We start from the raw sequence: 21,083 nt of genomic DNA on the forward strand, positions 1-21,083 counted from the left end.
CTGCCGGAAACCCGCAGACACGTTCCGAAAGAATGAACGGCATGACAACCGGCGTCATCGAGCAACCGAAAGCCGCGCGCGCACCTTCGGCTTCGAAAATCTGGCTGAAGGCGATCGAGCTCACCGCACGGATCGAGACGTTGCCGGGCCGGCTGTTCGCCGATGTCGTCGACGATTGGGCGCAGCGCCAGCCCAATCGCATTGCGCTGGCCACCAATGACGCGAGCCTCGATTATGAGGGGCTTTCGAAATGCATCAATCGTTATGCGCGCTGGGCACGCTCGGCCGGTGTGGCCAAGGGCGTCACTGTCGCGCTGATCATTCCGAACGGCATCGATTATGTCGCGGCCTGGCTCGGCATCAGCCGCGTCGGCGGCGTGGTCGCGCTGATCAACACCAAGCTCGTCGGGCAGTCGCTCGCGCATTGCGTCGGAGTCGCAAAGCCCGCTCACATCATTGTTGCGCATGAGCTTGCAGCGGAGCTGGCCGGCGCGTTGCCGCACTTGAAGACGGAAGCAAAGGTCTGGACCCACGGCGATGCCCGCAGCGAGCGTCCGATCGATGTCGCGCTCGACGCCCTCGATGACCGGCCGCTTTCGCCGGACGAGCGTGGCGACGTCACCATCGACGACCGGGCCCTGCTGATCTACACGTCCGGGACGACCGGCCTGCCGAAAGCCGCAAGCATCAGCCATCGCCGCATCCTCAATTGGGGCTTTTGGTTCGCCGGCCTCACCGGCGCGACGCCGCAGGATCGGCTCTACGATTGCCTGCCGCTATTCCACTCGGTTGGCGGCATCGTCGCGCCATGCAGCATGCTCGCTGCCGGCGGCTCCGTGGTGATCGCGGAAAAATTCTCGGCCTCGAATTTCTGGCCCGACCTCGTGCGTCACGACTGTACGCTGTTTCAGTATATCGGCGAGCTCTGCCGCTATCTGCTCAAGGCGCCGCCGTCGGAATACGAGAACCGGCATCGCCTCCGGCTCGTCTGCGGCAACGGCCTGCGCGGTGACATCTGGGACGATTTTCAGGCGCGTTTCGCCATTCCCCGCATCCTTGAATTCTACGCGGCGACGGAAGGCAATTTCTCGCTGTTCAATGTCGAGGGCCAGCCCGGCGCGATCGGCCGCGTTCCACCGTTGCTTGCGCATCGTTTCCCTGCAGGTCTCGTCAAGCTCGAGCCCGATAACGGCGCGCCGCTGCGCAATGCGGAGGGGTTTTGTATCCCCTGCGCGCGCGGCGAGGCCGGCGAAGCCATAGGCCGCATCGGCACTGCGGATGAGGGCGGCGGTCGCTTCGAGGGCTACACCGAGGCGAGCGAGACCCAGAAGAAGATCCTGCGCGATGTCTTTGCCAAGGGCGATTCCTGGTTCCGCACCGGCGACCTGATGCGGCTCGACGAGAAGGGCTTCTTCCACTTCGTCGACCGCATCGGCGACACCTTTCGCTGGAAGGGCGAGAACGTCGCGACTTCGGAGGTCAATGACGCCGTGCGCGATTTCACCGGCGTGATCGACGCCACCACCTACGGCGTCGGCATTCCCGGCACCGACGGCCGCGCCGGCATGAGCGCGATCGTGGTGAACGAGGGCTTCGCCGTCGAGGCGCTGCCCGCCCATCTCGCACAGCGCCTGCCGGCCTATGCTCGCCCCGTCTTCATACGCATCTCGCGCGAGCTCGACGCGACCGAGACCTTCAAGCAGAAGAAGGGCGAGCTCGCGCGCGAGGGATTTGATCCGGGCGCGATCTCCGATCCGCTGTTCATGCTGGACCCGAAGACCGGCGCCTATGTCGCGCTGGATGCGGAGACGTATGCGCAAATCAACGAGGGTACGATCCGGCTCTAGCCACGCGAAAATCCGCCAGATAGGTCCAATTTTATCCGAATTGTCCAAGAAGCCATTTACTTCTGTCGGGTAAACAAACGGGCAAGGGAGGCGGTCATCAAGAACCGCCGCAACACGAACGACAACAGAAGCGAGCCAGCCATGTCGGTACGGTCTAAGGTCATTGAAGCGATCCAGCAGATCGCCAAGGAGCAGCACGTCGCGCTTCCCGCACTCTCGGACGAGCTGTCCCTGCACGAGACGGGCTTCGACTCGCTCGCCTTCGCCATCCTGGTGGCGCGCCTCGAGGACGAGACTGGCGTCGACCCTTTCACCATTTCCGAGGACGCAGCGTTCCCCGCCACCGTGGGCGATTTCGTGCGGGCCTACGAAAATGTCCCCGCGTGAGATCTTTGCGCTCCGCGACCATCTTGGCGCGGAGCTGACCGGCCGCACGCTGTCGGACGCGCACGATGTCGTGTCGCTGACGGATATCCTGTCGCAGACGGTCCTGGGTGGCCGCCTGGGCGAGCTGTCCGGCCGCGCGGTGCTGCTGAAATTGTCCGACCAGCTCCGATCGGGTCTTGCCATGATCGAGCTCGACGGTATTGCCCGCCGCATGCTGCTGTGCCCGCCGGATCTCAACCCGGCGCATCTCGACGCGCTGACGGCGGATGCCGGGATCGATGCCGTCGTCACCGACGAGCCCGATCGCTGGGCCGAGACTGGCGTGCCGCTGGTCGTCACCGCACAACTGCCGCTTCAAGCCACAGCGCCGGCCAGGACCGAGCGCGCCACGGAATGGCTGATGCTCACTTCGGGCACGTCGGGCGTGCCGAAAATCGTCGGCCATACGCTGGAAGCACTCACCGGCGCCATCGTCGCCGAAGGCCCGGCGCGCGGACCCGCGCCGGTATGGGCGACGTTCTACGACATCCGCCGCTATGGCGGCCTGCAGATATTCCTCCGCGCCGTCCTCTCGGGCGGCTCGATGGTGCTGTCCGATCCGCATGAGGCGCTCGCCGATCACGTCACGCGGCTGAACGCGCGGGGCGTCTCCCACATCTCCGGCACGCCCTCGCACTGGCGCAAGCTGTTGATGAGCGGCTCGGCCGCGCAGTTCGCGCCGCGCTATGTCCGCCTCTCCGGCGAGATCGCCGACCAGGCGGTGCTGGACGGCCTGAAAGCGGCGTTCCCGAATTCCTCCGTCGGCCATGCCTATGCGTCAACCGAGGCCGGCGTCGGCTTTGCCGTCAATGACGGGCTGGAAGGCTTTCCGGCGGACTATCTCGGCAACCGCAACGGCGTCGAAATGAAGGTCGTCGACGGCTCGCTACGTATCCGTTCGACGCGCACGGCGCACGCCTATATCGGTCGCGACGCGGCTGCGCTCACCGATGCAGACGGGTATGTCGATAGCGGCGATATCGTCGAATTGCGCGGCGACCGCTACTATTTCGTCGGCCGCCGCGGCGGCATCATCAATATCGGTGGGCTGAAGGTTCACCCCGAAGAGATCGAGGCGGTGATCAACCGTCATCTCGATGTGCGGATGTCGCGGGCGAAGTCACGCAAGAGCCCGATCACCGGCGGCATCGTCGTCGCCGACGTGATCCTCGCCGACGGCACCGATCCGGCGCGCGCGAAAGAGATCCGCGACCAGATTCTGGATCAGTGCCGCGCTCAGCTCGCCTCCCACAAGGTGCCGGCGGTGATCCGCTTCGTCGAGGCGCTCGACGTCACCCCGGCCGGCAAACTGGCGCGCACCGATGCATAATGTTCTCGTCACCGGCGGTAGCCGCGGTATCGGCCTTGCGATCGGCCAGCGGCTTGTTGATGGCGGCTACAACGTGATCGCGGCGGCGCGGCGCGAGAGCGACGAGCTCAAGGCGGCGATTGCCGGGTCGGAGGGGCGCCTGCATTTCCGCGCCTGCGACCTCGCCGTGATCGACGCGATCCCTGCCTATGCAAAACTCGTGCGCGACGAATTCGGACCGATCTACGGCCTCGTCAACAATGCCGGCCTCGGCACCGAAGGCCTGCTCGCGACCATGCACAATTCCGAGATCGAGGCGCTGGTGCAGCTCAACGTGCTGTCGCCGATCATTCTCACCAAATATGTCGCGCGGCAGATGATGGCCGACGGTGCCGGCCGCATCATCAACATCTCCTCGATTATCGCGACGACCGGCTATAACGGCCTCTCGGTTTACGGTGCGACCAAGGCCGCCGCCACCGGCTTCACCCGTTCGCTCGCGCGCGAGGTCGGCAAGCTCGGCATCACCGTGAACGCGATCGCGCCCGGTTTCATCGACACCGAGCTGACGCACAATCTGTCCGACGACAGCCGCAAGCGCATCGCCGGCCGTAGCGCGCTGCGCCGCCTGCCGGAGACCGACGACGTCGCGCGGATGGTGGAGTATTTGCTGGGAGAGGGCGGTCGCAATGTGACGGGTACCGTGTTTACGGTCGACGCGGGCAACACGGCGTAGGCGGAACTCCATCGCCACAATTGCATTGATCCGGCGCAATGACATCATCCGGATTGGGTCGTAAGATCCCGCGCAATCGATTGGGTTACGTCAATCGATCTGCCCTAATCGATAGGGAGCAGTCCATGACCGCTTCGAGCCCGGGCAAGGCGTCGGTAAAGCCATCTTGCGCACAGCAAAGCGACGTTCACTGCGAGCCCGTTCACTGCGAGCCGATGTCTCACCAAAATTCCGGTGACCACGGTTACGAAATGTATCCGCAGAAATTCGTGCGTCTTGTCGGCTGCCATGACGTTCCCGCCTCCGCGCTACGCAAGCGCGTGGGCGAAAAGCTGCACTAGACATTCAGGTCCGATGCTTCGGCAGGTCAATCCGTTCGTGTGAGAACTCCGGCGGGCCCTCGGTCAGGCGGCGGATCCGGCGCTCGCGTTCGTCTTCCAGACAGCGCAGGATCGAGCAGTCCCTCGAGTTCACGCACCGCAAGCTCTTCGATCCTGGTGGCATCCGAAGCGAGCGGGTGCCCTGGCGGGAGTGCCGGGGGCGCGACCTTCAGGCCGAGCTCGACCAGCTTACGGATGGCTTCCGAGCGCTACAGGTGATGGGTTTCGGCCCAGCTATCCACGGCCGCGGTCAGGCTTTCCGGCGTCTTCACCGCGCTGATCGGATTATGCCCAGTGCGCCGGCTTGCCGGAGCGATGGAGTCCTTCCTGTCGAAGTCGGACACGTCGATGTTCCCGCGCAACCATGTCAGATCATCGAGACTAGACGCCATTTACGGTCAACCGTTTAATGACCTTCTGTGGCATTGCAGTGCGCCCTCATCTTGTTGTCCGGGTCCATTTCGGCCAATGGTTGCAAGGGCGCGCGCCTGGCGAACCGAATCGATTCTTCTACGTATGTCCCTTTGGACGTGCGTCCCAACCATCCGGCATCATCCGATGACATCAGCGTTCTATAGCGGCATTCCGGTCTTTCGCGGCTTCACCAGTCTGATGGACCCCGCTTTGTATTCGCCGCTGCCCGACGACTGGAGCGTCGGCGTTGCCGACATCGTGGATCTGACCAAGGCCATCGCGGCGCAGCGCTACAAGGCGGTGAACATGGCCGGTGCCGCCGTGATCGCGGCCGTGACGAATGCATTGGAGGGACGCGAATTTCCCTTCGTGTTCGGCGGCGACGGCGCGAGTTTTGCGGTCGCGCCTAATGATCTCGAACTGGCCCGCGAGGCTTTGGCTGCGACCGCGACCTGGGTGCGGGAAGATCTCGACTTGCGGATGCGCGTCGCGCTGGTGCCGGTGAGCGTCATTCGCGCGCATGGCCTAGACGTGCGCGTCGCGCGCTTCGGACCGTCGGCCAATTTGTCCTATGCGATGTTTTCTGGCGGCGGGCTCGCCTGGGCGGACGCAGCGATGAAGCGCGGCGAGTTTGCGATCACCGAAGCGCCCGCGGGGACGCAGCCCGATCTCTCCGGCCTGTCCTGCCGCTTCGAGGTGATTCCGGCTGCGCGCGGCCTGATCCTGTCCGTGCTGGTCATGCCGGCCCAAGGCGCCGATCCCTCGGCATTCCGCAACGTGATCGAGGACATCATCCATCTCGTCGAGCGCAGCCCGGATGCCGGTCGTCCCGTGCCGCCACAAGGGCCGCCGCTGACATGGCCGCCGCAAGGGCTGGAATATGAGGCGCGCACCAAGCGCGGAGGTCCGTTGCTCGCACGCCGCGCCAGCGTGCTGGCCTACACCCTTTTCGTCTATCTGATCATGCGCTTCGATCTCAAAGTCGGCGGCTTTGTGCCGAAGCTTTATACACGGCAGGTCGTGGAGAACTCCGACTTCCGAAAATATGACGACGGCCTGCGCATGATCCTCGACTGTACGCCGGAGCTCGAACGCGCCCTCAGCGATCGCCTCGCGATTGCCGCGCGCGACGGCATCGTGCGTTACGGCCTCTATCAGCAGGACGCTGCGATGATGACCTGCTTCACCCCGTCGGCGTTGCGCAGCGATCACGTCCATTTTATCGACGGCGCGCGGGGCGGCTACGCCTCGGCGGCGACGGCGCTGAAGGCGATGACGGCGTGAAGCGCTAGCGCCCCGCCCGCGTCCAGGTTTCGCCGCCGCAGAGCGCGCCGACGCAGCCTTCGACCCGCAGCGAATCCGGATGGAATCACATTCCCGCGTTTATTTGCCTGCGTGCAATGACCTGCGCTTATTTGACCCAGCGCACGAAGGCGACCGAGGCCGCGGTCGACAGCCCGAATACCGCCATGGCGCCGCCGACCAGCGCGAACAGGGTCCAGGCCGGAGCCTGCGCCATCATGAGGCCGCCGCCGCCGATCGCGACGATCAGCAGCCGCGCGGTGGAGGCGAGCACGGGACCGCCGACCCGCGCCGCGCCTTGCGAGGAGAAATACAGCGACACGCCCACGCCGAAGAACACGAAGGTCGGGCCTGCCCAGTGGAAGTAGCTGTGCGCGGCGGCGGCAACGCCGGGATCCCTGGTGAAGAGCGAAACCCACAGGGATGGATCGAGCGCGATGATGAGGCCGATCAGGCCGACGGTAAGTCCCGAGGCCCCGGCCGCGGTCCAGGCCACGCGCCGCGCGCGCTTCACCTGTCCGGCGCCCATCGCCATGCCGACCATCGGCACCGATGCGATGCCGAAGGCGAAGGTGATCGGGATCAGCAAGAATTCCAGTCGCGAGCCGATGCCGTAACCGGCCAGCATCCCGGTGCCGAAGGTCGCCAGGATCTTGGTGAAGATCAAAATGGTGAGCACGGTCTGGAGCGGCGACAGGCAGGCGACCGCGCCGACCTTGAGGATGTCGAAGAACAACGCGCGATCAAAATGGAAGGCGCCGAAATCCAGCGGCAGCCGGCTGCGGCCGGACCAGAGATACCAGAGGAAGAAGATCGCAGCGCAGGTGAATGCGATCAACTGACCGGCGGCCACTCCGGGCATGCCGAATTGCGGCACGCCGAACAGGCCGAGCCCCAGCGTGCCGCCGAGCGCGATCTGGAGCACGCTCGTCCCGATCAGCGCCATCGAGGGCAGACGCATGTCGCCGGTGCCGCGGATCACCGAGGCCAGCGTGTTGACGAGCCAGATCGCGACCGCGCCGGAGAACAGCATTTGCGAATAGCCGCTGGCTTCCTCGAGCACACGCTCGCGCCCGCCCAGCAGCGCGAAGAACGAGCGGCCGAAGACGAGCATCGTCACCGTGAAGAAAAGCCCGCCGCAGAGGCCGATGATGGCGGCATGCAGCGCCAGCGTCGCCGCACGGTTCCGGTCGCCTGCGCCGAGCGCGCGGCTGATCGCAGACGAGACGCCGCCGCCCATCGCGCCCGCGCTCATCATCTGCGTCAGCATGGCGAATGGAAACACCAGCGCGATCGCTGCGAGCGGAATGGTGCCGAGCCGGCCGATATAGGAGGTCTCGGCGACCGCGACCAGCGTGCTGCCGACCATCGCGATCATGTTGGGGATCGCGAGCCGCAGCAGCGTCGGCAGGATCGGGGCCGTCAGCAAGCTGGCGATGGGCGAGGCGACCGGGGCAGGCGGCGGCATGGCGTCTATCGAGGCGTCGATCGTCATGTGTCACCGCGCGGAATATTGGATGATGATCGACATATTATATGGCGCGCAGCGCCGGCACCAGCCGCGCCTCACGCAGGGCTCACCAGGGCAGGCCGCAGAGGTCGATAGTGCCGAGTGTCGGCGCGCTGACGATGTTGCAGACATAGGGCGCCATGTGGGTGAAGCGGATCCGCCCCTCCGGCTGCTCGCAATAGACCTCGCCCTTGAAGGGGAGCCAGCTGCGGGCCTCGTAGAACGCGACATTGTGCGGCTCGCAGAACAGCAGCGCGAAGCGGACCGCCTCGTTGGCGCGCATGGTATGCACCGCGGCATCGATCGCCATGGTCGCATAGCCGCGGCCGCGCCGGTCCTCCCGCGTGCAGACGCCGCCGATGCCGCCGATGTGAACCTTCTGCCCGTTCCAGGTGACGGTGCGAAAATAGATGCCGACATGGCAGACGAGACCATCCTCGGGCGTCTCGATCAGAACGCGCAGGTCGGCATTGGCCCATTTGACGTGGGCCCAGGGCTGCTTCCCGACGATATCAGGTCCGAAGACCGCCTGGTGCAGCGGCTCCGCGATCCGCCAGGAGGCGTCGCCGTTCAAAATGTCGATCTCGATGCTCATGGCTCTCTCTTTCGCGTCTCCGCGCCGTCGGTGCGTGTCGTTCTGCCATAAGCACCTCAAAGGCAATGATATTTTATGGCCTGGTTGAAACGCCCTACATCCTTGCGACGATTTTATGCAATCCGGCCAAGCCGCCGCACCACGCCTTTTGGAAAATTCGCGGTATTTAACGGCCACGGAACCTTCTATAAGGGGTGACCGTTAAGTCTCGTTCCCCCATCAGTCGCGGACAACACCCATGACCTTTACGCTGCCCCCACTCCCCTACGCCTATGACGCCCTCGGACAATTCATGTCGAAGGAAACGCTCGAATTCCACCACGACAAGCATCATCAGGCCTATGTCACCAACGGCAACAACGCGCTCAAGGGCACCGAATGGGAAGGCAAGTCCCTTGAGGAGATCGTCAAGGGCTCGTTCGGCAAGAACCCCGCGGTGTTCAACAATGCCGGCCAGCACTACAACCACATCCATTTCTGGAGCTGGATGAAGCCCAATGGCGGCGGCACCAAGCTGCCGGGCAAGATCGAGAAGAAGATCAACGAGGACCTCGGCGGCTTCGAGAAGTTCAAGACGGACTTCCAGGCGGCCGGCGTCGGCCAGTTCGGCTCCGGCTGGTGCTGGCTCCAAGTCAAGAACGGCAAGCTCGAGATTGCCAAGACCCCGAACGGCGAGAATCCGCTGGTGCACGGCGCCACCCCGATCCTCGGCTGCGACGTCTGGGAGCACTCCTACTACATCGACTACCGCAACCGCCGTCCCGACTATCTGAAGGCGTTTGTCGAGAACCTCGTGAACTGGGAATACGTCGAGTCGCTGTTCGACAAGGCCTGAGTTCGACGAGGCCTGGGCTTCACGCATTCCGGGGCCGGCTTTGCCGCTCCGGAATGACGGAATTGAAAGGCGGTCGCAGGCGCGGCCGCCTTTTTGTTGTGCGGAATTCGCACTTCGCCTCGCATGGCCCTGCGCGAGGTGCGCATCGCTCCCGTCATCGTACTGTTTGCATCGCATCTGCGGCGCCCTTAAGCAGGACGGGCATCACCCTCGAGCCGAACGCGCCCGTTGTCAGATCCTTCCTCGAAAGACCCGGCATCCGCCGAGGACGCGGAATCCGAGCCGCGGCCGGGTCGCGTGCGCAAGCCGATCGGCTGGTCGACCATCATCATCGCAGCCCTTGTGGCGGTGAGCGCAGGTCTGGTCTGGCGGCGTGATGGCACCGACGGTGTTCTCGAGATACTGACCCACGATCTCTCGCTGTTCGGCGGCATCCTGCCCCGCGTGCTGGCCGGCTGCCTGCTCGGTGCGTTCATCTCCGAGATCCTGCCGCACGAAAAAGTCTCGCGCGCTCGGGCCGAAATCGGGCCTGAAAGGCCTTCTGATCGGCACCGCCTTCGGCGCGATCCTGCCCGGCGGTCCCTTCACCGCCTATCCCGTGGCGAGTGCGCTGCTGGCGGTCGGCGCCGATTTCGGTGCCACCATCGCCATGGTCGTGAGTTGGACCTTGATCGGCTATGGCCGGGCGGTCGCCTGGGAAATCCCGATTATGGGCACCGACTTCACGCTGTGGCGCATCCTCATCTCGCTGCCGTTGCCGGTGCTCGCAGGCGCGCTCGGCCGCTTCGTCTATGTCCGGCTTTGTCCGAAGCCGGCCATGAAGGACGACGAGACATGAGCGCCGCGCTCCTGATCGACATCCTGTTGTGGGGTTCGGTGTTCGGCGTTGGCCTGATCGCCTTTCGCCGTGGCCCACCGGTGTTCAAGGCCTCGCTGCGCGAAGGCTCGATGGACTTCATCAACATCGTGCCGCGGATCGCGCTGGGGGTGATCGGCTCCGGCTACATCGCCGCTATCATCCCACAGGAGGTGATCAGCGGCTGGCTCGGCCCGGACAGCGGCTGGCTGGGGGTCGCGACTGCCGTGGTCGCCGGGGCCGCGACGCCCGGTGGCCCGGTAATCGGGTTCTCGATCGGGACGGTGGCCCTGAAATCGGGTGGTGGGGTGCCGCAGGTGGTCGCCTATGTCGTCGCTTGGGCGCTATTTGCCTTCCAACGGGTGATTTTGTGGGAAGTTCCGTTCATGCCGGCCCGTTTCGTCTGGTTCCGCTGCGCGGTTTCGGTGCCGTTCCCGTTCGTCGCCGCCGCCATCGCCATGCTGATCGGCAAACCCTGAGCCCGGCATGGACAGCTGTAATGTTATAATATAACATCCAGGAATGGTTCCCGCCGCGTCCCAAGCCCATCATAGCGATCATGCTCATAGCCATTCCCATGACGACGGGCATTCGCATGGACACGATCACACCCACGCACATGTCCACGGTGCGGCCTCTCCGCATCCGGCTCAGGCGGCGCACTGGTCGATCCTGCGCATGACGATGGCCGCCCGTCTCGCGGCCGCGCTCGCGGTCTGCGCCGTGCTTTGGGGCGTGGTCTTCCTGGCGATGAGGTGACCATGGCGGCGCTGCATTTCCACAACGTTACGCTCGGCTATGACCGCCATCCGGCCGTGCACCACCTCAATGGGGAGGTCGCGCCGGGCGCGCTGCTGGCCGTGATCGGCCCGAACGGCGCCGGCAAGTCGACGCTGCTGCGGGGCATCGTCGGCATCCTCAGGCCGCTCGACGGCAGCATCCATCTCGGCGGGCTCGACAGCCGCGATATCGCCTATCTGCCGCAGAGTGCGGAGATCGACCGCAGCTTCCCGATCTCGGTGCTGGACTTCGTCGCCACCGGGCTGTGGCGTGGGACCGGCCTGTTCGGCGGCATCGGCAAGGCGGCGCGCGAAAAGATCCTCCGCGCGATCGCTTCCGTTGGCCTCAACGGTTTCGAAAACCGCCCAATCGGCACGCTCTCGGGCGGCCAGATGCAGCGCGTGCTGTTCGCGCGCGTACTGCTCCAGGACGCGCGGCTGATCGTGCTGGACGAGCCCTTCAACGCCATCGACAGCAAGACCACGGCTGATCTGCTGACGCTGGTGAAGCACTGGCATGGCGAGGGCCGCACAGTGCTCGCCGCACTGCACGACATGGAGATGGTGCGCACCCATTTCAGCGAGACGCTGGTGCTGGCGCGCGGCCCCGTGGCGTGGGGCCCGACGGCGGAGGTGCTGACGCCGGAAAACCTGATGGTGGCGATGCGGATGTGCGAAGCCTTCGACGACAGCGCCGCCGCCTGCTCGGCCGATGATGCCCGCTCACGGGCGGCTTGATATCCGATGCTCTATGACGCGTTGATCGGCCCGTTCACCGAATTCGAGTTCATGCGACGTGCGCTCGCGGCCGTTATCGCGCTGTCGCTCGCGGGTGCGCCGATCGGCGTGTTCCTGATGTTGCGGCGGATGAGCCTGGTCGGCGACGCCATGGCACATGCAATCCTCCCCGGCGCCGCTGTCGGTTTCCTGCTCTCCGGTCTCAATCTGTTCGCGATGACGGCCGGAGGCCTGATCGCAGGTTTTGCCGTCGCAATCCTCGCAGGCCTCGTCGCGCGCTCGACCGGGTTGAAGGAGGATGCCTCGCTCGCGACCTTCTATCTGGCCTCGCTGGCGCTCGGCGTCACCATCGTCTCGATCAAGGGCACCAATATCGACCTGCTACACGTGCTGTTCGGCAATATTCTCGCGATGGACGACCAGACGCTGCTGGTCGTCGCATTCAACGCCACGGTCACGCTGCTGGTGCTCGCCGTGATCTACCGTCCGCTGGTGATCGAAAGCGTCGATCCGCTGTTTTTGCGCACCGTCAGCCGGGCCGGCGGGCCTGCGCATCTCGCTTTCCTCGCGCTGGTCGTGATCAACCTCGTCAACGGCTTTCAGGCGCTCGGCACGCTGCTCGCGGTCGGCCTGATGATCCTGCCGGCCGGCATCGCGCGGTTCTGGTCGCGCGATCTCACCGTCATGATCTGCATCGCGGTCGTCGCTGCCGCCGTGTCCGGCTATGCAGGTCTCGTGCTGTCGTTCCAGACCCGTGTGCCGTCGGGCCCTGCGATCATTCTGGTGGCGAGCGCGCTCTACACCGTCTCCGTCCTGTTCGGCCGGGTCGGCGGCGTCGTTAGGCAGCTGTTTCCCGGCCGGCATTTGGAAGCGTGATAGCGATGCGGCGCATCCTGCTTTGTGTGCTTATGCTGATCGCCTCGCCGCTGCACGCCGCTGAGCAACTGAAGGTCGTCGCGAGCTTCTCGATCCTGGCCGACTTCGTCCGTAATGTCGGCGGCGACCGGATCAATCTGACGACGTTGGTCGGGGCCGACAGCGACGTCCATGTCTACGCGCCCGCGCCAAGCGATGCGAAGCGGATCGCGGACGCAAAGCTGGTCATCGTCAACGGGCTTGGTCTCGAGGGCTGGCTGCCACGGCTCGTGCAGTCCTCGGGCAGCAAGGCGCAGGTGGTCATCGTGAGCGCCGGCATCGCGCCGCTCAAGCTCGGCTCGGCCGCAGATCCGCATGGCTGGCAGTCGGTCCCCAACGCCAAAATCTACGTCACCGACATCGCCAATGCGCTGGCCGCGGTCGACCCTGACGATGCGGAGTTCTTCCGCGCCCAGGCCAAGGCCTATTTGGAAAAGCTCGAAACGCTCGACCGCGAGGTCCGCGAAGCCGTGGCCAAGATCCCGCAGGAGCGTCGCAAGGTGATTTCGACCCATGACGCTTTCGGCTATTTAGCCGCCGAATACGGCGTCCAGTTCATCGCGCCCTTGGGCGTCTCCACGGAAACCGAGCCCAGCGCGCGGGACATCGCCACCATCATCGGCCAGATCAAGGCCCAAAAAATCCCCGCCGTGTTCCTGGAAAATATCAGCGACGACCGGCTGATCCGGCGGATCGCGGCGGAGACCGGCTCAAAAGTCGGCGGGACCCTGATTTCGGACGGTTTGACCGGCGAAAAGGGGCCTGCACCCACTTACATTGATATGGTCAGGCACAATATAAAGGCCCTGACCAGTGCGCTTGACCACTAGGGCAGGGGCCACCCCGCCTCGCGTCGCGCGAAAAGCCCGAAGTCCGGAGTTGTTATGTCTGAAGCGACCGCCCCAAAAATTCCCGTGACCGTCCTGACCGGCTATCTCGGTGCGGGCAAGACCACGCTGTTGAACCGCATCCTGTCGGAAAACCACGGCAAGAAATACGCCGTCATCGTCAACGAATTCGGCGAGATCGGCATCGACAACGACCTCATCATCGGTGCCGATGAGGAAGTGTTCGAAATGAACAACGGCTGCATCTGCTGCACCGTGCGCGGCGATCTCGTGCGCATCATGGAAGGCCTGATGAAGCGCAAGGGCAAGTTCGACGCCATCATCGTCGAGACCACCGGTCTTGCCGATCCGGCCCCCGTCGCCCAGACCTTCTTCGTCGACGAGGACGTGCAGAAGAACGCGCGCCTCGATGCGGTGGTCACGGTTGCGGACGCCAAATGGCTATCCGACCGCCTCAAGGATGCACCTGAGGCCAAGAACCAGATCGCCTTTGCCGACGTCATCGTGCTGAACAAGATCGATCTCGTTTCCAAGGGAGAACTTGCCGAGGTCGAGGCCCGCATCCGCGCCATCAATCCCTATGCGAAACTGCATCGCACCGAGCGCTGCTCGGTGGCTTTGGCGGACGTGCTCGACCGCGGCGCTTTCGACCTCGACCGCATCCTCGACATCGAGCCGGACTTCCTGAATGCCGAGGATCATGACCACGACCATGATCATCACCATCACGACCATCATCACAATCATGATCACGGCCACGGCCTGAAGCACTATCACGACGAGGACATGCAGTCGCTGTCACTCAAGACCGACAAGCCGCTCGATCCGAACGTGTTCATGCCCTGGCTTCAGAACCTGGTGCAGGTGGAGGGCGGCAAGATCCTGCGCTCCAAGGGCATCCTTGCTTTCCACGACGATGATGACCGCTACGTCTTTCAGGGTGTCCACATGATGCTGGAGGGCAACCACCAGCGCAAATGGAAGGACGGCGAGCCGCGCGAGAGCCGCCTCGTCTTCATCGGTCGCGAATTGCCGCAAGACCTAATTCGCCAGGGTTTTGAGAGCTGCATCGTCTCGTGATGAAAGAGTTTACGCCACCCGCCGATTCCGCCTCGATCGTCTCCGTCACCGAGCGCGTCAAACCGCTCGCGCTCGGCATGGTCGTGACCTCCGTGCATTTCCTTGGCAACCGCGCCGCCTTCGTCGGCGGCGAGGAGAATGTCGCGCTCGTGGATAGCCAGGGTGAGATCAGCAAGATCGCCGTGCACAGCGGCGGCATTCTCTCGGCCGCCTCCGACGGCAAGCGCCTCGTGATGGGCGGCGACGATGGAAAAGTCGTGTCGCTCGAGGCCGAAGGCGAAGTGACGCTGCTTGCGACCGACCCGAAACGGCGCTGGATCGATGCGGTGGCGCTGCATCCGGACGGTGCCTACGCCTGGTCGGCTGGCAAGACTGCTTTCTTCAAGAGCGGCAAGAGCGAGGAGAAGTCGCTCGAGGTGCCCTCGACCGTCGGCGGCCTCGCGTTTGCGCCGAAGGGCCAGCGTCTCGCGATCGCCCATTACAACGGCGCGACGCTGTGGTTTCCCAACATGGCGGGGTCGGCCGAATTCCTGCCTTGGGCCGGCTCGCATCTCGGCGTCACCTTTAGCCCGGACAACAAATTCCTGGTCACCACGATGCACGAATCGGCGCTGCACGGCTGGCGGCTTGCCGACAACAGGCACATGCGCATGACCGGCTATCCCAGCCGCGTCCGCTCGATGTCGTGGAGCGCGGGCGGCAAGGCGCTGGCGACCTCGGGCGCCGACACGGTGATCCTGTGGCCGTTCGCTGGCAAGGATGGCCCGATGGGCAAGGAGCCAGCGATGCTCGCGCCGCTGCAGGCGCGCGTGTCGGTCGTCGCCTGCCACCCCAGGAACGACATCTTCGCCGCCGGCTACAGCGACGGCACCGTGCTGATGGTCCGTCTGGAGGACGGCGCCGAGATCCTCGTCCGCCGCAACGGCACGCCCGCAGTCGCCGCGCTCGCCTGGAACGCGAAGGGGACGCTGTTGGCGTTCGCCGACGAAAATGGTGATGGCGGCCTGCTCGAGCTTTAATCTGTCATCGTTCCGACCGTGGATGGGGCCATGTGGCGCGCAGCCGTCGAGTTCCGGCCGCCACGGGCGGGAACCGCAGAGCGGCAATTTCGTTGATCCCGCAGACAAAGGCGGTGATCGACATGCCCGGCCAATATGACAAGCGCAGACTGAAGCTCGACTTGATGGTCGCCTGCTCGCTGTTCGCGGCAGGCGTCGTGGTGTCAGGCATGTCGCTGGCGCAAATCCGCGCCGAGACCCGGATGCAGACAGCCCAAGCGACGCAACCCCTTCAGGGCACGCCGTCCGACGATCAGAATAAGCCCGCGGAAGCCAAGCCCGGCGGCGACCGGCCGACCACGCCCGCCCCAGAGCCCGCGCGGCCCGAACCGCAGACGCAGGGCGCTGCCGGCGCGGCGAAACCAGCATTGCCGCCAGCCCCAGCCGAGAAGATCGCGCCGCCGATCGAGAGGAAGTAGGTTCTGCATCTACGCGGGTGCTGTCATCGTCCGCGAAGGCGGACGATCCAGTATTCCAGAGGCTGTGCGTGGATACGGAGATGCTGCGGCGTACTGGATGCCCCGCCTGCCGCTTACGCTAAAGTTCGGCGCGCCTGGACCTCAACCTCGGCTAAGCCTTGGCGTAGCCGGGTCGCATGACAGCAGTGGCCGTGGCGCGACGCCGCCTCACCGCACCAGAACATTCCGGAACTGCCAGGGATCGCTAGTGTCGATGTCCTCCTGGAACAGTCCCGGACGGTCCGTCAGCGGCGTCCAGTCGGTATAAAAACCCTTCACCGGCCCGAGATACGGCAGCTGAATTTCCAGCAGACGATCGAAATCCATCTCGTCGGCTTCGACGATGCCCTCGTTCGGGTTTTCCAGCGCCCACACCATGCCGCCGAGCACGGCGGAGGTCACTTGCAGGCCGGTGGCGTTCTGATAGGGCGCGAGCTTGCGGGTCTCTTCTATGGAGAGCTGCGAGCCGTACCAGTAGGCATTGTTGTCATGGCCGAACAGCAGCACGCCGAGTTCGTCGATGCCGTCGACGATTTCGTTCTCGTCGAGGATGTGGTGCTTTTCCTGCATCTTCGCGGCGCGGCCGAACATTTCATGCAGCGACAGCACGGCATCGTCAGCCGGATGATAGGCATAGTGGCAGGTCGGCCGATAGACCGCCGTGCCCGATGCGTCGCGCACGGTGAAATAGTCAGCGATCGAGATCGACTCGTTGTGGGTTACAAGGAAGCCATACTGCGCGCCGCGGGTCGGGCACCAGGTGCGCACGCGCGTGTTGGCGCCGGGCTGCATCAGATAGATGGCAGCGCCGCAGCCGGCTTCGTGAGTCCGCGCATTCTCGGGCATCCATTTTTCGTGGGTGCCCCAGCCGAGCTCGGAGGGCTGCACGCCTTCCGACAGGAAACCTTCCACCGACCAGGTGTTGACGAAGACATCGGGCTCTTTCGGCTTCTTGGAGCGCTGGGTGTCGCGTTCGGCGATATGGATGCCCTTGATGCCGGCTTGTCGCATCAAGTCCGCCCATTCGGCTTTTGTCTTCGGCTTGGGGGCATTGAGCTTCAGATCGGCGGCGACGTTGAGCAGCGCCTGCTTGACGAAAAACGAGACCATGCCGGGATTGGCACCACAGCAGGAGACGGCCGTCGTCGACCCCGCAGGGCGCGCCTTCTTGGCGGCCAGCGTCGCTTCGCGAAGGGCGTAGTTGGAGCGCGCTTCCGGGCCTTTCGAGGAGTCGAAATAGAAGCCGAGCCAGGGCTCGTTGACGGTGTCGATATAGAGAGCGCCGAGCTCGTTGCAGAGCTCCATGATGTCGGTGGAGCCGGTGTCGACCGAGAGATTGACGCAAAAGCCTTGGCCGCCGCCCTCAGTGAGCAGCGGGGTCAGCAACTCCCGATAATTGTCCTTGGTCACGCCCTTCTGGATGAAGCGCACATTGTGCTTCTCGCAATGAGCCTTGCGACCCTCGTCCTTTGGGTCGATCACGGTAACGCGCGACTTGTCGTAATCGAGATGCCGCTCGATCAGCGGCAACGTGCCTTTGCCGATGGAGCCGAAGCCGACCATGACGATGGGACCAGTGATCTTCGCGTAGATCTGCGAGGCGGGGCTCATGGGATGGTTTCTCCGGAACGTGCTGGCGAACAAATGGTGAGGGATGGCTCAGGCGCTGCGGCGCTTGGCGGTGGCTTCGATTTCGACCTTCATCTCGGGCTTGTAGAGCGCCGAGACGACGAGAAGCGTGGCGGCCGGGCGGATCTCGCCGAGGACTTCGCCGCAGACCGCGAAATGCGCGTCCGCATCCTTGATGTTGGTGAGGTAGTAGGTCACGCGGACGATGTCGGCCATCTCGAAGCCACCCTCCTTCAGGGCAGCTTCGATGGTCTTGAAGCAGTTGCGTGACTGGCTCGTGACATCGGACGGCATCGTCATGGTGGTGTAGTCGTAACCGGTGGTTCCCGCGACGAAGGCGAACTCGCCGTCGATCACGGCGCGGCTGTAGCCGGCGGTCTTCTCGAACGGGGAGCCGGTGGAAATCAGGCGGCGGGACATGGTCGTAGGCCTCGACTGAAGAGGAATTTCGTGGGGTTTACGCAATTTGCCGGCCTGCGCAACCCCAAAGGAATGGAGCTTAACGCAGGCACAGCCGGGCGTTGCCGCTTAACGCGGCTAGGTCGTCGCCATCATGGCGATCCCTTAAGCCGCGCGCGCCTGGAGGGCGCGAACTACCCTTCGTTTGGGCAGGGCCGCACCAGTCGGGACGATCATCCCGGCGGCGCCGTCCAGCGCGCCTGTTGTGAATTCGATCGCCAGCAGGCGGTCGCGCTCGAACGGACCGGGCAGCGACAGCTCGCCGGTGTTGGCGGCCGAGAAGCCGAAGCGGGCGTAATAGGGGGCATCGCCGAGCAGGATCACGGCGGCATGCCCGCGCGCCCGGGCGGCAGCCAGCGCTTGTTGCATCAGCGCGGCGCCGATCCCGAGCTCGCGGCAGGCAGGGTCCACTGCCAGCGGTCCGAGGACCAGAGCGGGCCTGCCTCCGGCGCTGACGTGCCACAGCCGCACGGTTCCCACGAGCTTCCCCTCGCGCATCGCGGCCAGCGCAAGGCCGGCAGCGGGTGCGCGTCCGTCACGCAGGCGCTGACAGGTACGGCCATGGCGGTTCTCGCCAAAGGACGCATCGAGCAGCGCTTCACGCATCGCAACGTCGACAGCACGCTCCGCACGGATCGCGAACGGAGCGGCTTTCGAAGTGGGGTCAATTTGTGTCTTCCGAAGAGCAGTCATGGCGCGTCAGTCCCCGCTTGAAACTGACGTGCGCAAAGCACGCCGGTTCAAGGCGTCGTCAGAAATCGAAATGTCAGGGAGGGAGCCGGCAAGCCGGCTCCCGGGTTCGTCAGGCCTCAGACGCGAGGCGGATCAGATGTGGTAGGTTTTCAGCGGCGGGATGCCGTTGAAAGCCACCGCCGAGTAGGTCGACGTATAGGCCCCGGTGCCTTCGATCAGCAGCTTGTCGCCGATCTCGAGCGTCACCGGAAGCGGATACGGGTTCTTCTCGTACAGCACGTCGGCGCTGTCACAGGTCGGGCCCGCGAGCACGCACGGCGTCATGTCCGCGCCGTCATGCGGGGTGCGGATGGCGTAACGGATCGACTCGTCCATGGTCTCGGCGAGACCGCCGAACTTGCCGATGTCCAGATAAACCCAGCGCACCTCGTCCTCGTCGCTCTTCTTCGAGATGAGCACGACTTCGGACTCGATGATGCCGGCGTTGCCCACCATGCCGCGGCCCGGCTCGATGATGGTCTCCGGAATCTGGTTGCCGAAGTGCTTGCGCAGCGCGCGGAAGATCGAGCGCCCGTAGGTCACCACCGGCGGTACGTCCTTCAGGTACTTGGTCGGGAAACCGCCGCCCATGTTGACCATGGTCAGGTTGATGCCGCGCTCGGCGCAGTCGCGGAACACCTGCGAGGCCATTGCCAGCGCACGGTCCCACGCCTTCACCTTGCGCTGCTGCGAGCCGACATGGAAGGAGATGCCGCACGGCTCCAGGCCCAGACGCTTGGCAACGTCGAGCACGTCGACGGCCATCTCCGGGTCGCAGCCGAACTTGCGCGACAGCGGCCATTCGGCGCCGGCGCAGTCATAGAGGATGCGGCAGAACACCTTTGCGCCGGGCGCGGCACGGGCGACCTTCTCGACTTCGGCGGCGCAATCGACCGCGAACAGCCGAATGCCGAGCGCGAAGGCGCGCGCGATGTCGCGCTCCTTCTTGATCGTGTTGCCGAAGGAGATGCGGTCGGGCGTCGCACCGGCGGCCAGCGCCATCTCGATCTCGGCGACCGTCGCGGTGTCGAAGCAGGAGCCCATGGAGGCGAGCAAAGCCAGCACTTCCGGCGCCGGGTTCGCCTTGACGGCATAGAACACGCGGCTGTCGGGCAGCGCCTTGGCAAAGGTCTGGTAATTGTCGCGCACGACTTCGAGGTCGACGACGAGGCACGGCTCGGTGTCGAGGCCCTCGCTGCGGCGGTTGCGCAGGAATTCCTGGATACGGTCGGTCATAGCACTCTCCCAAACGGCCCAGCGACGGGGATCCGTTCAAAAAATGACGTCGGATAAGAGCGCTCCGGCCAGATCGCGCGATGGAGGCGCGACGAGCCAAAGACTCACATCAGACTGTGCTGCCGTGGATTGGTTGGGAATGTTCCCGCCCGCACACCTGGCAATGAAGGACAAGCCTTTTCAGTAGCCCGCGCCGGCGTTGGACTGCCGGTAGAGACCAAAAAAGCCCGATCCGTCGTTGCTTTAAGTCGCGTCCCCCGTTGAGAGCGGGGTGCGCCGGTTCGCCTCCGGCTGCCAGTCACGGTTGCAAAGAGCAAAGTCACCTTCGACAAGGCATCTCTTTGAGAGAGATGCTGGACGCTCCGGGTTTGCTTTCGTCTTCCGGCGATGAGCCTTCCGACTTCCACACTTCCGAAGAGCCCCTCGGCTTCTTCACCCCTTGGCGGCTGTCCGGCCTCTTGTCCGGATACCTACCGACTGACACACGACCACAGGCACGTGCGAAATTGGGCAATCCGCACATAAGTGTTTTGACTCTGCTTCGCAAGAGATTTTTTAGGCTGCGAACAGAATTGCCTAACATCTGCTTGCGCAGTGTTGCGCGCGCGACGCGAAAGATGAACGCGCGTTAAGTTTTCTGCGCGGCGCGCGTCACTCGCGAGCGTCCGCGCTTCAGCCGCGCTTCGTGAACGGCTCGACGCGTTGAGCGGCGCGGATGAAGGCCGTCATCACGAGCACGCCGAGCGCAAACAGCGTGGCCTGAAGGATGTGCGTGCCTTGCTCGCCCAGCCCGAACAGGATCGCGAGCGCCCAGCCGCCGGCAAACGCCGCGCCGAACACCTCGGCGCCGATCAGGATGGCGGCGCTGACGACGGTGATGACGCTCGGCCAGACGATCCGACGGGAAGACGAGGAGGTCGCGTTCATGAGCTCAGGGGTCC

22 protein-coding genes and 3 pseudogenes are annotated in these 21,083 nt (G+C 64.5%); 16 read left to right on the forward strand and 9 right to left on the reverse strand.

What is annotated here, in order from left to right; genetic code table 11:
- Positions 1-32: 32 nt before the first annotated feature.
- The 5 genes from AB3L03_RS21630 to AB3L03_RS21650 all read left to right on the forward strand — a co-directional run bounded on the left by AB3L03_RS21630 (position 33) and on the right by AB3L03_RS21650 (position 4,659).
- Entirely contained in the window at positions 33-1,847 is a 1,815-nt protein-coding gene (locus AB3L03_RS21630) for a long-chain-acyl-CoA synthetase (protein ID WP_204512449.1), read from the forward strand.
- A 141-nt stretch (positions 1,848-1,988) separates the two neighbouring features.
- Entirely contained in the window at positions 1,989-2,234 is a 246-nt protein-coding gene (locus AB3L03_RS21635; protein WP_018453301.1) for an acyl carrier protein, read from the forward strand.
- Positions 2,221-3,603 carry a class I adenylate-forming enzyme family protein gene (locus tag AB3L03_RS21640; RefSeq protein WP_368507013.1) on the forward strand — a complete coding sequence of 461 codons (1,383 nt, stop codon included), beginning with the start codon at positions 2,221-2,223 and terminating at the stop codon, positions 3,601-3,603. Before AB3L03_RS21635 ends, AB3L03_RS21640 begins: the two co-directional genes overlap by 14 nt.
- Positions 3,596-4,318 (forward strand): SDR family NAD(P)-dependent oxidoreductase, encoded by a 723-nt coding sequence (locus AB3L03_RS21645; protein ID WP_085350711.1) that lies wholly within the window; start codon positions 3,596-3,598, stop codon positions 4,316-4,318. The genes AB3L03_RS21640 and AB3L03_RS21645 overlap by 8 nt, the downstream gene beginning before the upstream one ends.
- A gap of 125 nt (positions 4,319-4,443) precedes the next feature.
- The gene (locus tag AB3L03_RS21650; RefSeq protein ID WP_085350818.1) at positions 4,444-4,659 is read left to right on the forward strand and encodes a hypothetical protein; all 216 of its coding nucleotides are present in this window, start codon (positions 4,444-4,446) and stop codon (positions 4,657-4,659) included.
- A gap of 4 nt (positions 4,660-4,663) precedes the next feature.
- Here the strand turns inward: AB3L03_RS21650 and AB3L03_RS21655 are convergent.
- Positions 4,664-5,090 (reverse strand): annotated as a pseudogene (locus AB3L03_RS21655) (hypothetical protein).
- Between the two features lie 166 nt (positions 5,091-5,256).
- Between AB3L03_RS21655 and AB3L03_RS21660 the strand changes: the two are divergent.
- Positions 5,257-6,396: a DUF3095 domain-containing protein gene (locus AB3L03_RS21660; protein WP_368507014.1), complete on the forward strand. Its 1,140-nt coding sequence runs from the start codon at positions 5,257-5,259 to the stop codon at positions 6,394-6,396.
- Between the two features lie 4 nt (positions 6,397-6,400).
- On the opposite strand, the pseudogene AB3L03_RS21665 reads toward AB3L03_RS21660, so the two are convergent.
- From AB3L03_RS21665 to AB3L03_RS21675, 3 genes and pseudogenes are all read right to left on the reverse strand, one after another.
- Positions 6,401-6,472: pseudogene (locus AB3L03_RS21665) on the reverse strand (DUF2147 domain-containing protein); the annotation flags it as partial.
- A gap of 51 nt (positions 6,473-6,523) precedes the next feature.
- Positions 6,524-7,909, reverse strand: coding sequence for an MATE family efflux transporter (locus AB3L03_RS21670; RefSeq protein ID WP_368507015.1), 1,386 nt, complete (start codon positions 7,907-7,909; stop codon positions 6,524-6,526).
- 82 nt (positions 7,910-7,991) lie between these two features.
- On the reverse strand, positions 7,992-8,519 hold the full coding sequence (locus tag AB3L03_RS21675; RefSeq protein ID WP_085350708.1) for a GNAT family N-acetyltransferase: 528 nt from the start codon (positions 8,517-8,519) through the stop codon (positions 7,992-7,994).
- A gap of 238 nt (positions 8,520-8,757) precedes the next feature.
- On the opposite strand from AB3L03_RS21675, the gene AB3L03_RS21680 reads away from it, so the two are divergent.
- From AB3L03_RS21680 to AB3L03_RS21725, 10 genes and pseudogenes are all read left to right on the forward strand, one after another.
- Positions 8,758-9,354, forward strand: a complete 597-nt coding sequence (locus AB3L03_RS21680) for a superoxide dismutase (RefSeq protein ID WP_007615200.1) — start codon at positions 8,758-8,760, stop codon at positions 9,352-9,354.
- Positions 9,355-9,582: 228 nt separating this feature from the next.
- A pseudogene (locus AB3L03_RS21685) lies at positions 9,583-10,192 on the forward strand (permease).
- Positions 10,189-10,689: a hypothetical protein gene (locus AB3L03_RS21690; RefSeq protein ID WP_368507016.1), complete on the forward strand. Its 501-nt coding sequence runs from the start codon at positions 10,189-10,191 to the stop codon at positions 10,687-10,689. Before AB3L03_RS21685 ends, AB3L03_RS21690 begins: the two are co-directional and overlap by 4 nt.
- A 43-nt stretch (positions 10,690-10,732) precedes the next feature.
- A complete protein-coding gene (locus AB3L03_RS21695; protein WP_039798633.1) occupies positions 10,733-10,969 on the forward strand; it encodes a hypothetical protein in 237 nt (78 codons plus the stop codon).
- Positions 10,970-10,971: 2 nt separating this feature from the next.
- Positions 10,972-11,727, forward strand: a complete 756-nt coding sequence (locus AB3L03_RS21700) for a metal ABC transporter ATP-binding protein (RefSeq protein WP_247284733.1) — start codon at positions 10,972-10,974, stop codon at positions 11,725-11,727.
- A 6-nt stretch (positions 11,728-11,733) separates the two neighbouring features.
- Entirely contained in the window at positions 11,734-12,603 is an 870-nt protein-coding gene (locus AB3L03_RS21705; RefSeq protein ID WP_007597190.1) for a metal ABC transporter permease, read from the forward strand.
- A 5-nt stretch (positions 12,604-12,608) separates the two neighbouring features.
- On the forward strand, positions 12,609-13,472 hold the full coding sequence (locus AB3L03_RS21710; RefSeq protein WP_368507017.1) for a metal ABC transporter substrate-binding protein: 864 nt from the start codon (positions 12,609-12,611) through the stop codon (positions 13,470-13,472).
- Positions 13,473-13,526: 54 nt separating this feature from the next.
- Positions 13,527-14,570 carry a GTP-binding protein gene (locus AB3L03_RS21715; RefSeq protein ID WP_368507018.1) on the forward strand — a complete coding sequence of 348 codons (1,044 nt, stop codon included), beginning with the start codon at positions 13,527-13,529 and terminating at the stop codon, positions 14,568-14,570.
- Positions 14,570-15,589 carry a WD40 repeat domain-containing protein gene (locus AB3L03_RS21720; protein WP_368509065.1) on the forward strand — a complete coding sequence of 340 codons (1,020 nt, stop codon included), beginning with the start codon at positions 14,570-14,572 and terminating at the stop codon, positions 15,587-15,589. The genes AB3L03_RS21715 and AB3L03_RS21720 overlap by 1 nt, the downstream gene beginning before the upstream one ends.
- Before the next feature lie 122 nt (positions 15,590-15,711).
- A complete protein-coding gene (locus AB3L03_RS21725; RefSeq protein WP_026232509.1) occupies positions 15,712-16,047 on the forward strand; it encodes a hypothetical protein in 336 nt (111 codons plus the stop codon).
- Positions 16,048-16,254: 207 nt separating this feature from the next.
- Here the strand turns inward: AB3L03_RS21725 and AB3L03_RS21730 are convergent, their stop codons facing one another.
- The 5 genes from AB3L03_RS21730 to AB3L03_RS21750 all read right to left on the reverse strand — a co-directional run bounded on the left by AB3L03_RS21730 (position 16,255) and on the right by AB3L03_RS21750 (position 21,069).
- Positions 16,255-17,697, reverse strand: a complete 1,443-nt coding sequence (locus AB3L03_RS21730; protein WP_368507019.1) for a homospermidine synthase — start codon at positions 17,695-17,697, stop codon at positions 16,255-16,257.
- A gap of 48 nt (positions 17,698-17,745) precedes the next feature.
- A complete protein-coding gene (locus tag AB3L03_RS21735) occupies positions 17,746-18,135 on the reverse strand; it encodes a RidA family protein (protein WP_368507020.1) in 390 nt (129 codons plus the stop codon).
- A gap of 144 nt (positions 18,136-18,279) precedes the next feature.
- Complete coding sequence (locus AB3L03_RS21740) at positions 18,280-18,867, reverse strand: GNAT family N-acetyltransferase (RefSeq protein ID WP_026232510.1); 588 nt, start codon at positions 18,865-18,867, stop codon at positions 18,280-18,282.
- A 132-nt stretch (positions 18,868-18,999) separates the two neighbouring features.
- On the reverse strand, positions 19,000-20,142 hold the full coding sequence (locus AB3L03_RS21745; RefSeq protein ID WP_018453321.1) for a type III PLP-dependent enzyme: 1,143 nt from the start codon (positions 20,140-20,142) through the stop codon (positions 19,000-19,002).
- Positions 20,143-20,814: 672 nt separating this feature from the next.
- Positions 20,815-21,069, reverse strand: coding sequence for a hypothetical protein (locus AB3L03_RS21750; protein ID WP_018453322.1), 255 nt, complete (start codon positions 21,067-21,069; stop codon positions 20,815-20,817).
- Positions 21,070-21,083 lie beyond the last annotated feature (14 nt).

The organism is Bradyrhizobium lupini (genome assembly GCF_040939785.1).
GTDB lineage: Bacteria > Pseudomonadota > Alphaproteobacteria > Rhizobiales > Xanthobacteraceae > Bradyrhizobium > Bradyrhizobium canariense_D.

Excerpts from the sequence above, each read along its gene's own strand:
- AB3L03_RS21715 (WP_368507018.1), top strand. The coding sequence starts at position 13,527 with ATGTCTGAAGCGACCGCCCCAAAAATTCCCGTGACCGTCCTGACCGGC.
- AB3L03_RS21690 (WP_368507016.1), top strand. The coding sequence starts at position 10,189 with ATGAGCGCCGCGCTCCTGATCGACATCCTGTTGTGGGGTTCGGTGTTC.
- AB3L03_RS21630 (WP_204512449.1), top strand. The coding sequence starts at position 33 with ATGAACGGCATGACAACCGGCGTCATCGAGCAACCGAAAGCCGCGCGC.
- AB3L03_RS21725 (WP_026232509.1), top strand. The coding sequence starts at position 15,712 with ATGCCCGGCCAATATGACAAGCGCAGACTGAAGCTCGACTTGATGGTC.
- AB3L03_RS21730 (WP_368507019.1), bottom strand. The coding sequence starts at position 17,697 with ATGAGCCCCGCCTCGCAGATCTACGCGAAGATCACTGGTCCCATCGTC.
- AB3L03_RS21670 (WP_368507015.1), bottom strand. The coding sequence starts at position 7,909 with ATGACGATCGACGCCTCGATAGACGCCATGCCGCCGCCTGCCCCGGTC.
- AB3L03_RS21700 (WP_247284733.1), top strand. The coding sequence starts at position 10,972 with ATGGCGGCGCTGCATTTCCACAACGTTACGCTCGGCTATGACCGCCAT.
- AB3L03_RS21720 (WP_368509065.1), top strand. The coding sequence starts at position 14,570 with ATGAAAGAGTTTACGCCACCCGCCGATTCCGCCTCGATCGTCTCCGTC.
- AB3L03_RS21705 (WP_007597190.1), top strand. The coding sequence starts at position 11,734 with ATGCTCTATGACGCGTTGATCGGCCCGTTCACCGAATTCGAGTTCATG.
- AB3L03_RS21750 (WP_018453322.1), bottom strand. The coding sequence starts at position 21,069 with ATGAACGCGACCTCCTCGTCTTCCCGTCGGATCGTCTGGCCGAGCGTC.
- AB3L03_RS21695 (WP_039798633.1), top strand. The coding sequence starts at position 10,733 with ATGGTTCCCGCCGCGTCCCAAGCCCATCATAGCGATCATGCTCATAGC.
- AB3L03_RS21710 (WP_368507017.1), top strand. The coding sequence starts at position 12,609 with ATGCGGCGCATCCTGCTTTGTGTGCTTATGCTGATCGCCTCGCCGCTG.
- AB3L03_RS21675 (WP_085350708.1), bottom strand. The coding sequence starts at position 8,519 with ATGAGCATCGAGATCGACATTTTGAACGGCGACGCCTCCTGGCGGATC.
- AB3L03_RS21650 (WP_085350818.1), top strand. The coding sequence starts at position 4,444 with ATGACCGCTTCGAGCCCGGGCAAGGCGTCGGTAAAGCCATCTTGCGCA.
- AB3L03_RS21645 (WP_085350711.1), top strand. The coding sequence starts at position 3,596 with ATGCATAATGTTCTCGTCACCGGCGGTAGCCGCGGTATCGGCCTTGCG.
- AB3L03_RS21640 (WP_368507013.1), top strand. The coding sequence starts at position 2,221 with ATGTCCCCGCGTGAGATCTTTGCGCTCCGCGACCATCTTGGCGCGGAG.
- AB3L03_RS21680 (WP_007615200.1), top strand. The coding sequence starts at position 8,758 with ATGACCTTTACGCTGCCCCCACTCCCCTACGCCTATGACGCCCTCGGA.
- AB3L03_RS21735 (WP_368507020.1), bottom strand. The coding sequence starts at position 18,135 with ATGTCCCGCCGCCTGATTTCCACCGGCTCCCCGTTCGAGAAGACCGCC.
- AB3L03_RS21740 (WP_026232510.1), bottom strand. The coding sequence starts at position 18,867 with ATGACTGCTCTTCGGAAGACACAAATTGACCCCACTTCGAAAGCCGCT.
- AB3L03_RS21635 (WP_018453301.1), top strand. The coding sequence starts at position 1,989 with ATGTCGGTACGGTCTAAGGTCATTGAAGCGATCCAGCAGATCGCCAAG.
- AB3L03_RS21745 (WP_018453321.1), bottom strand. The coding sequence starts at position 20,142 with ATGACCGACCGTATCCAGGAATTCCTGCGCAACCGCCGCAGCGAGGGC.
- AB3L03_RS21660 (WP_368507014.1), top strand. The coding sequence starts at position 5,257 with ATGACATCAGCGTTCTATAGCGGCATTCCGGTCTTTCGCGGCTTCACC.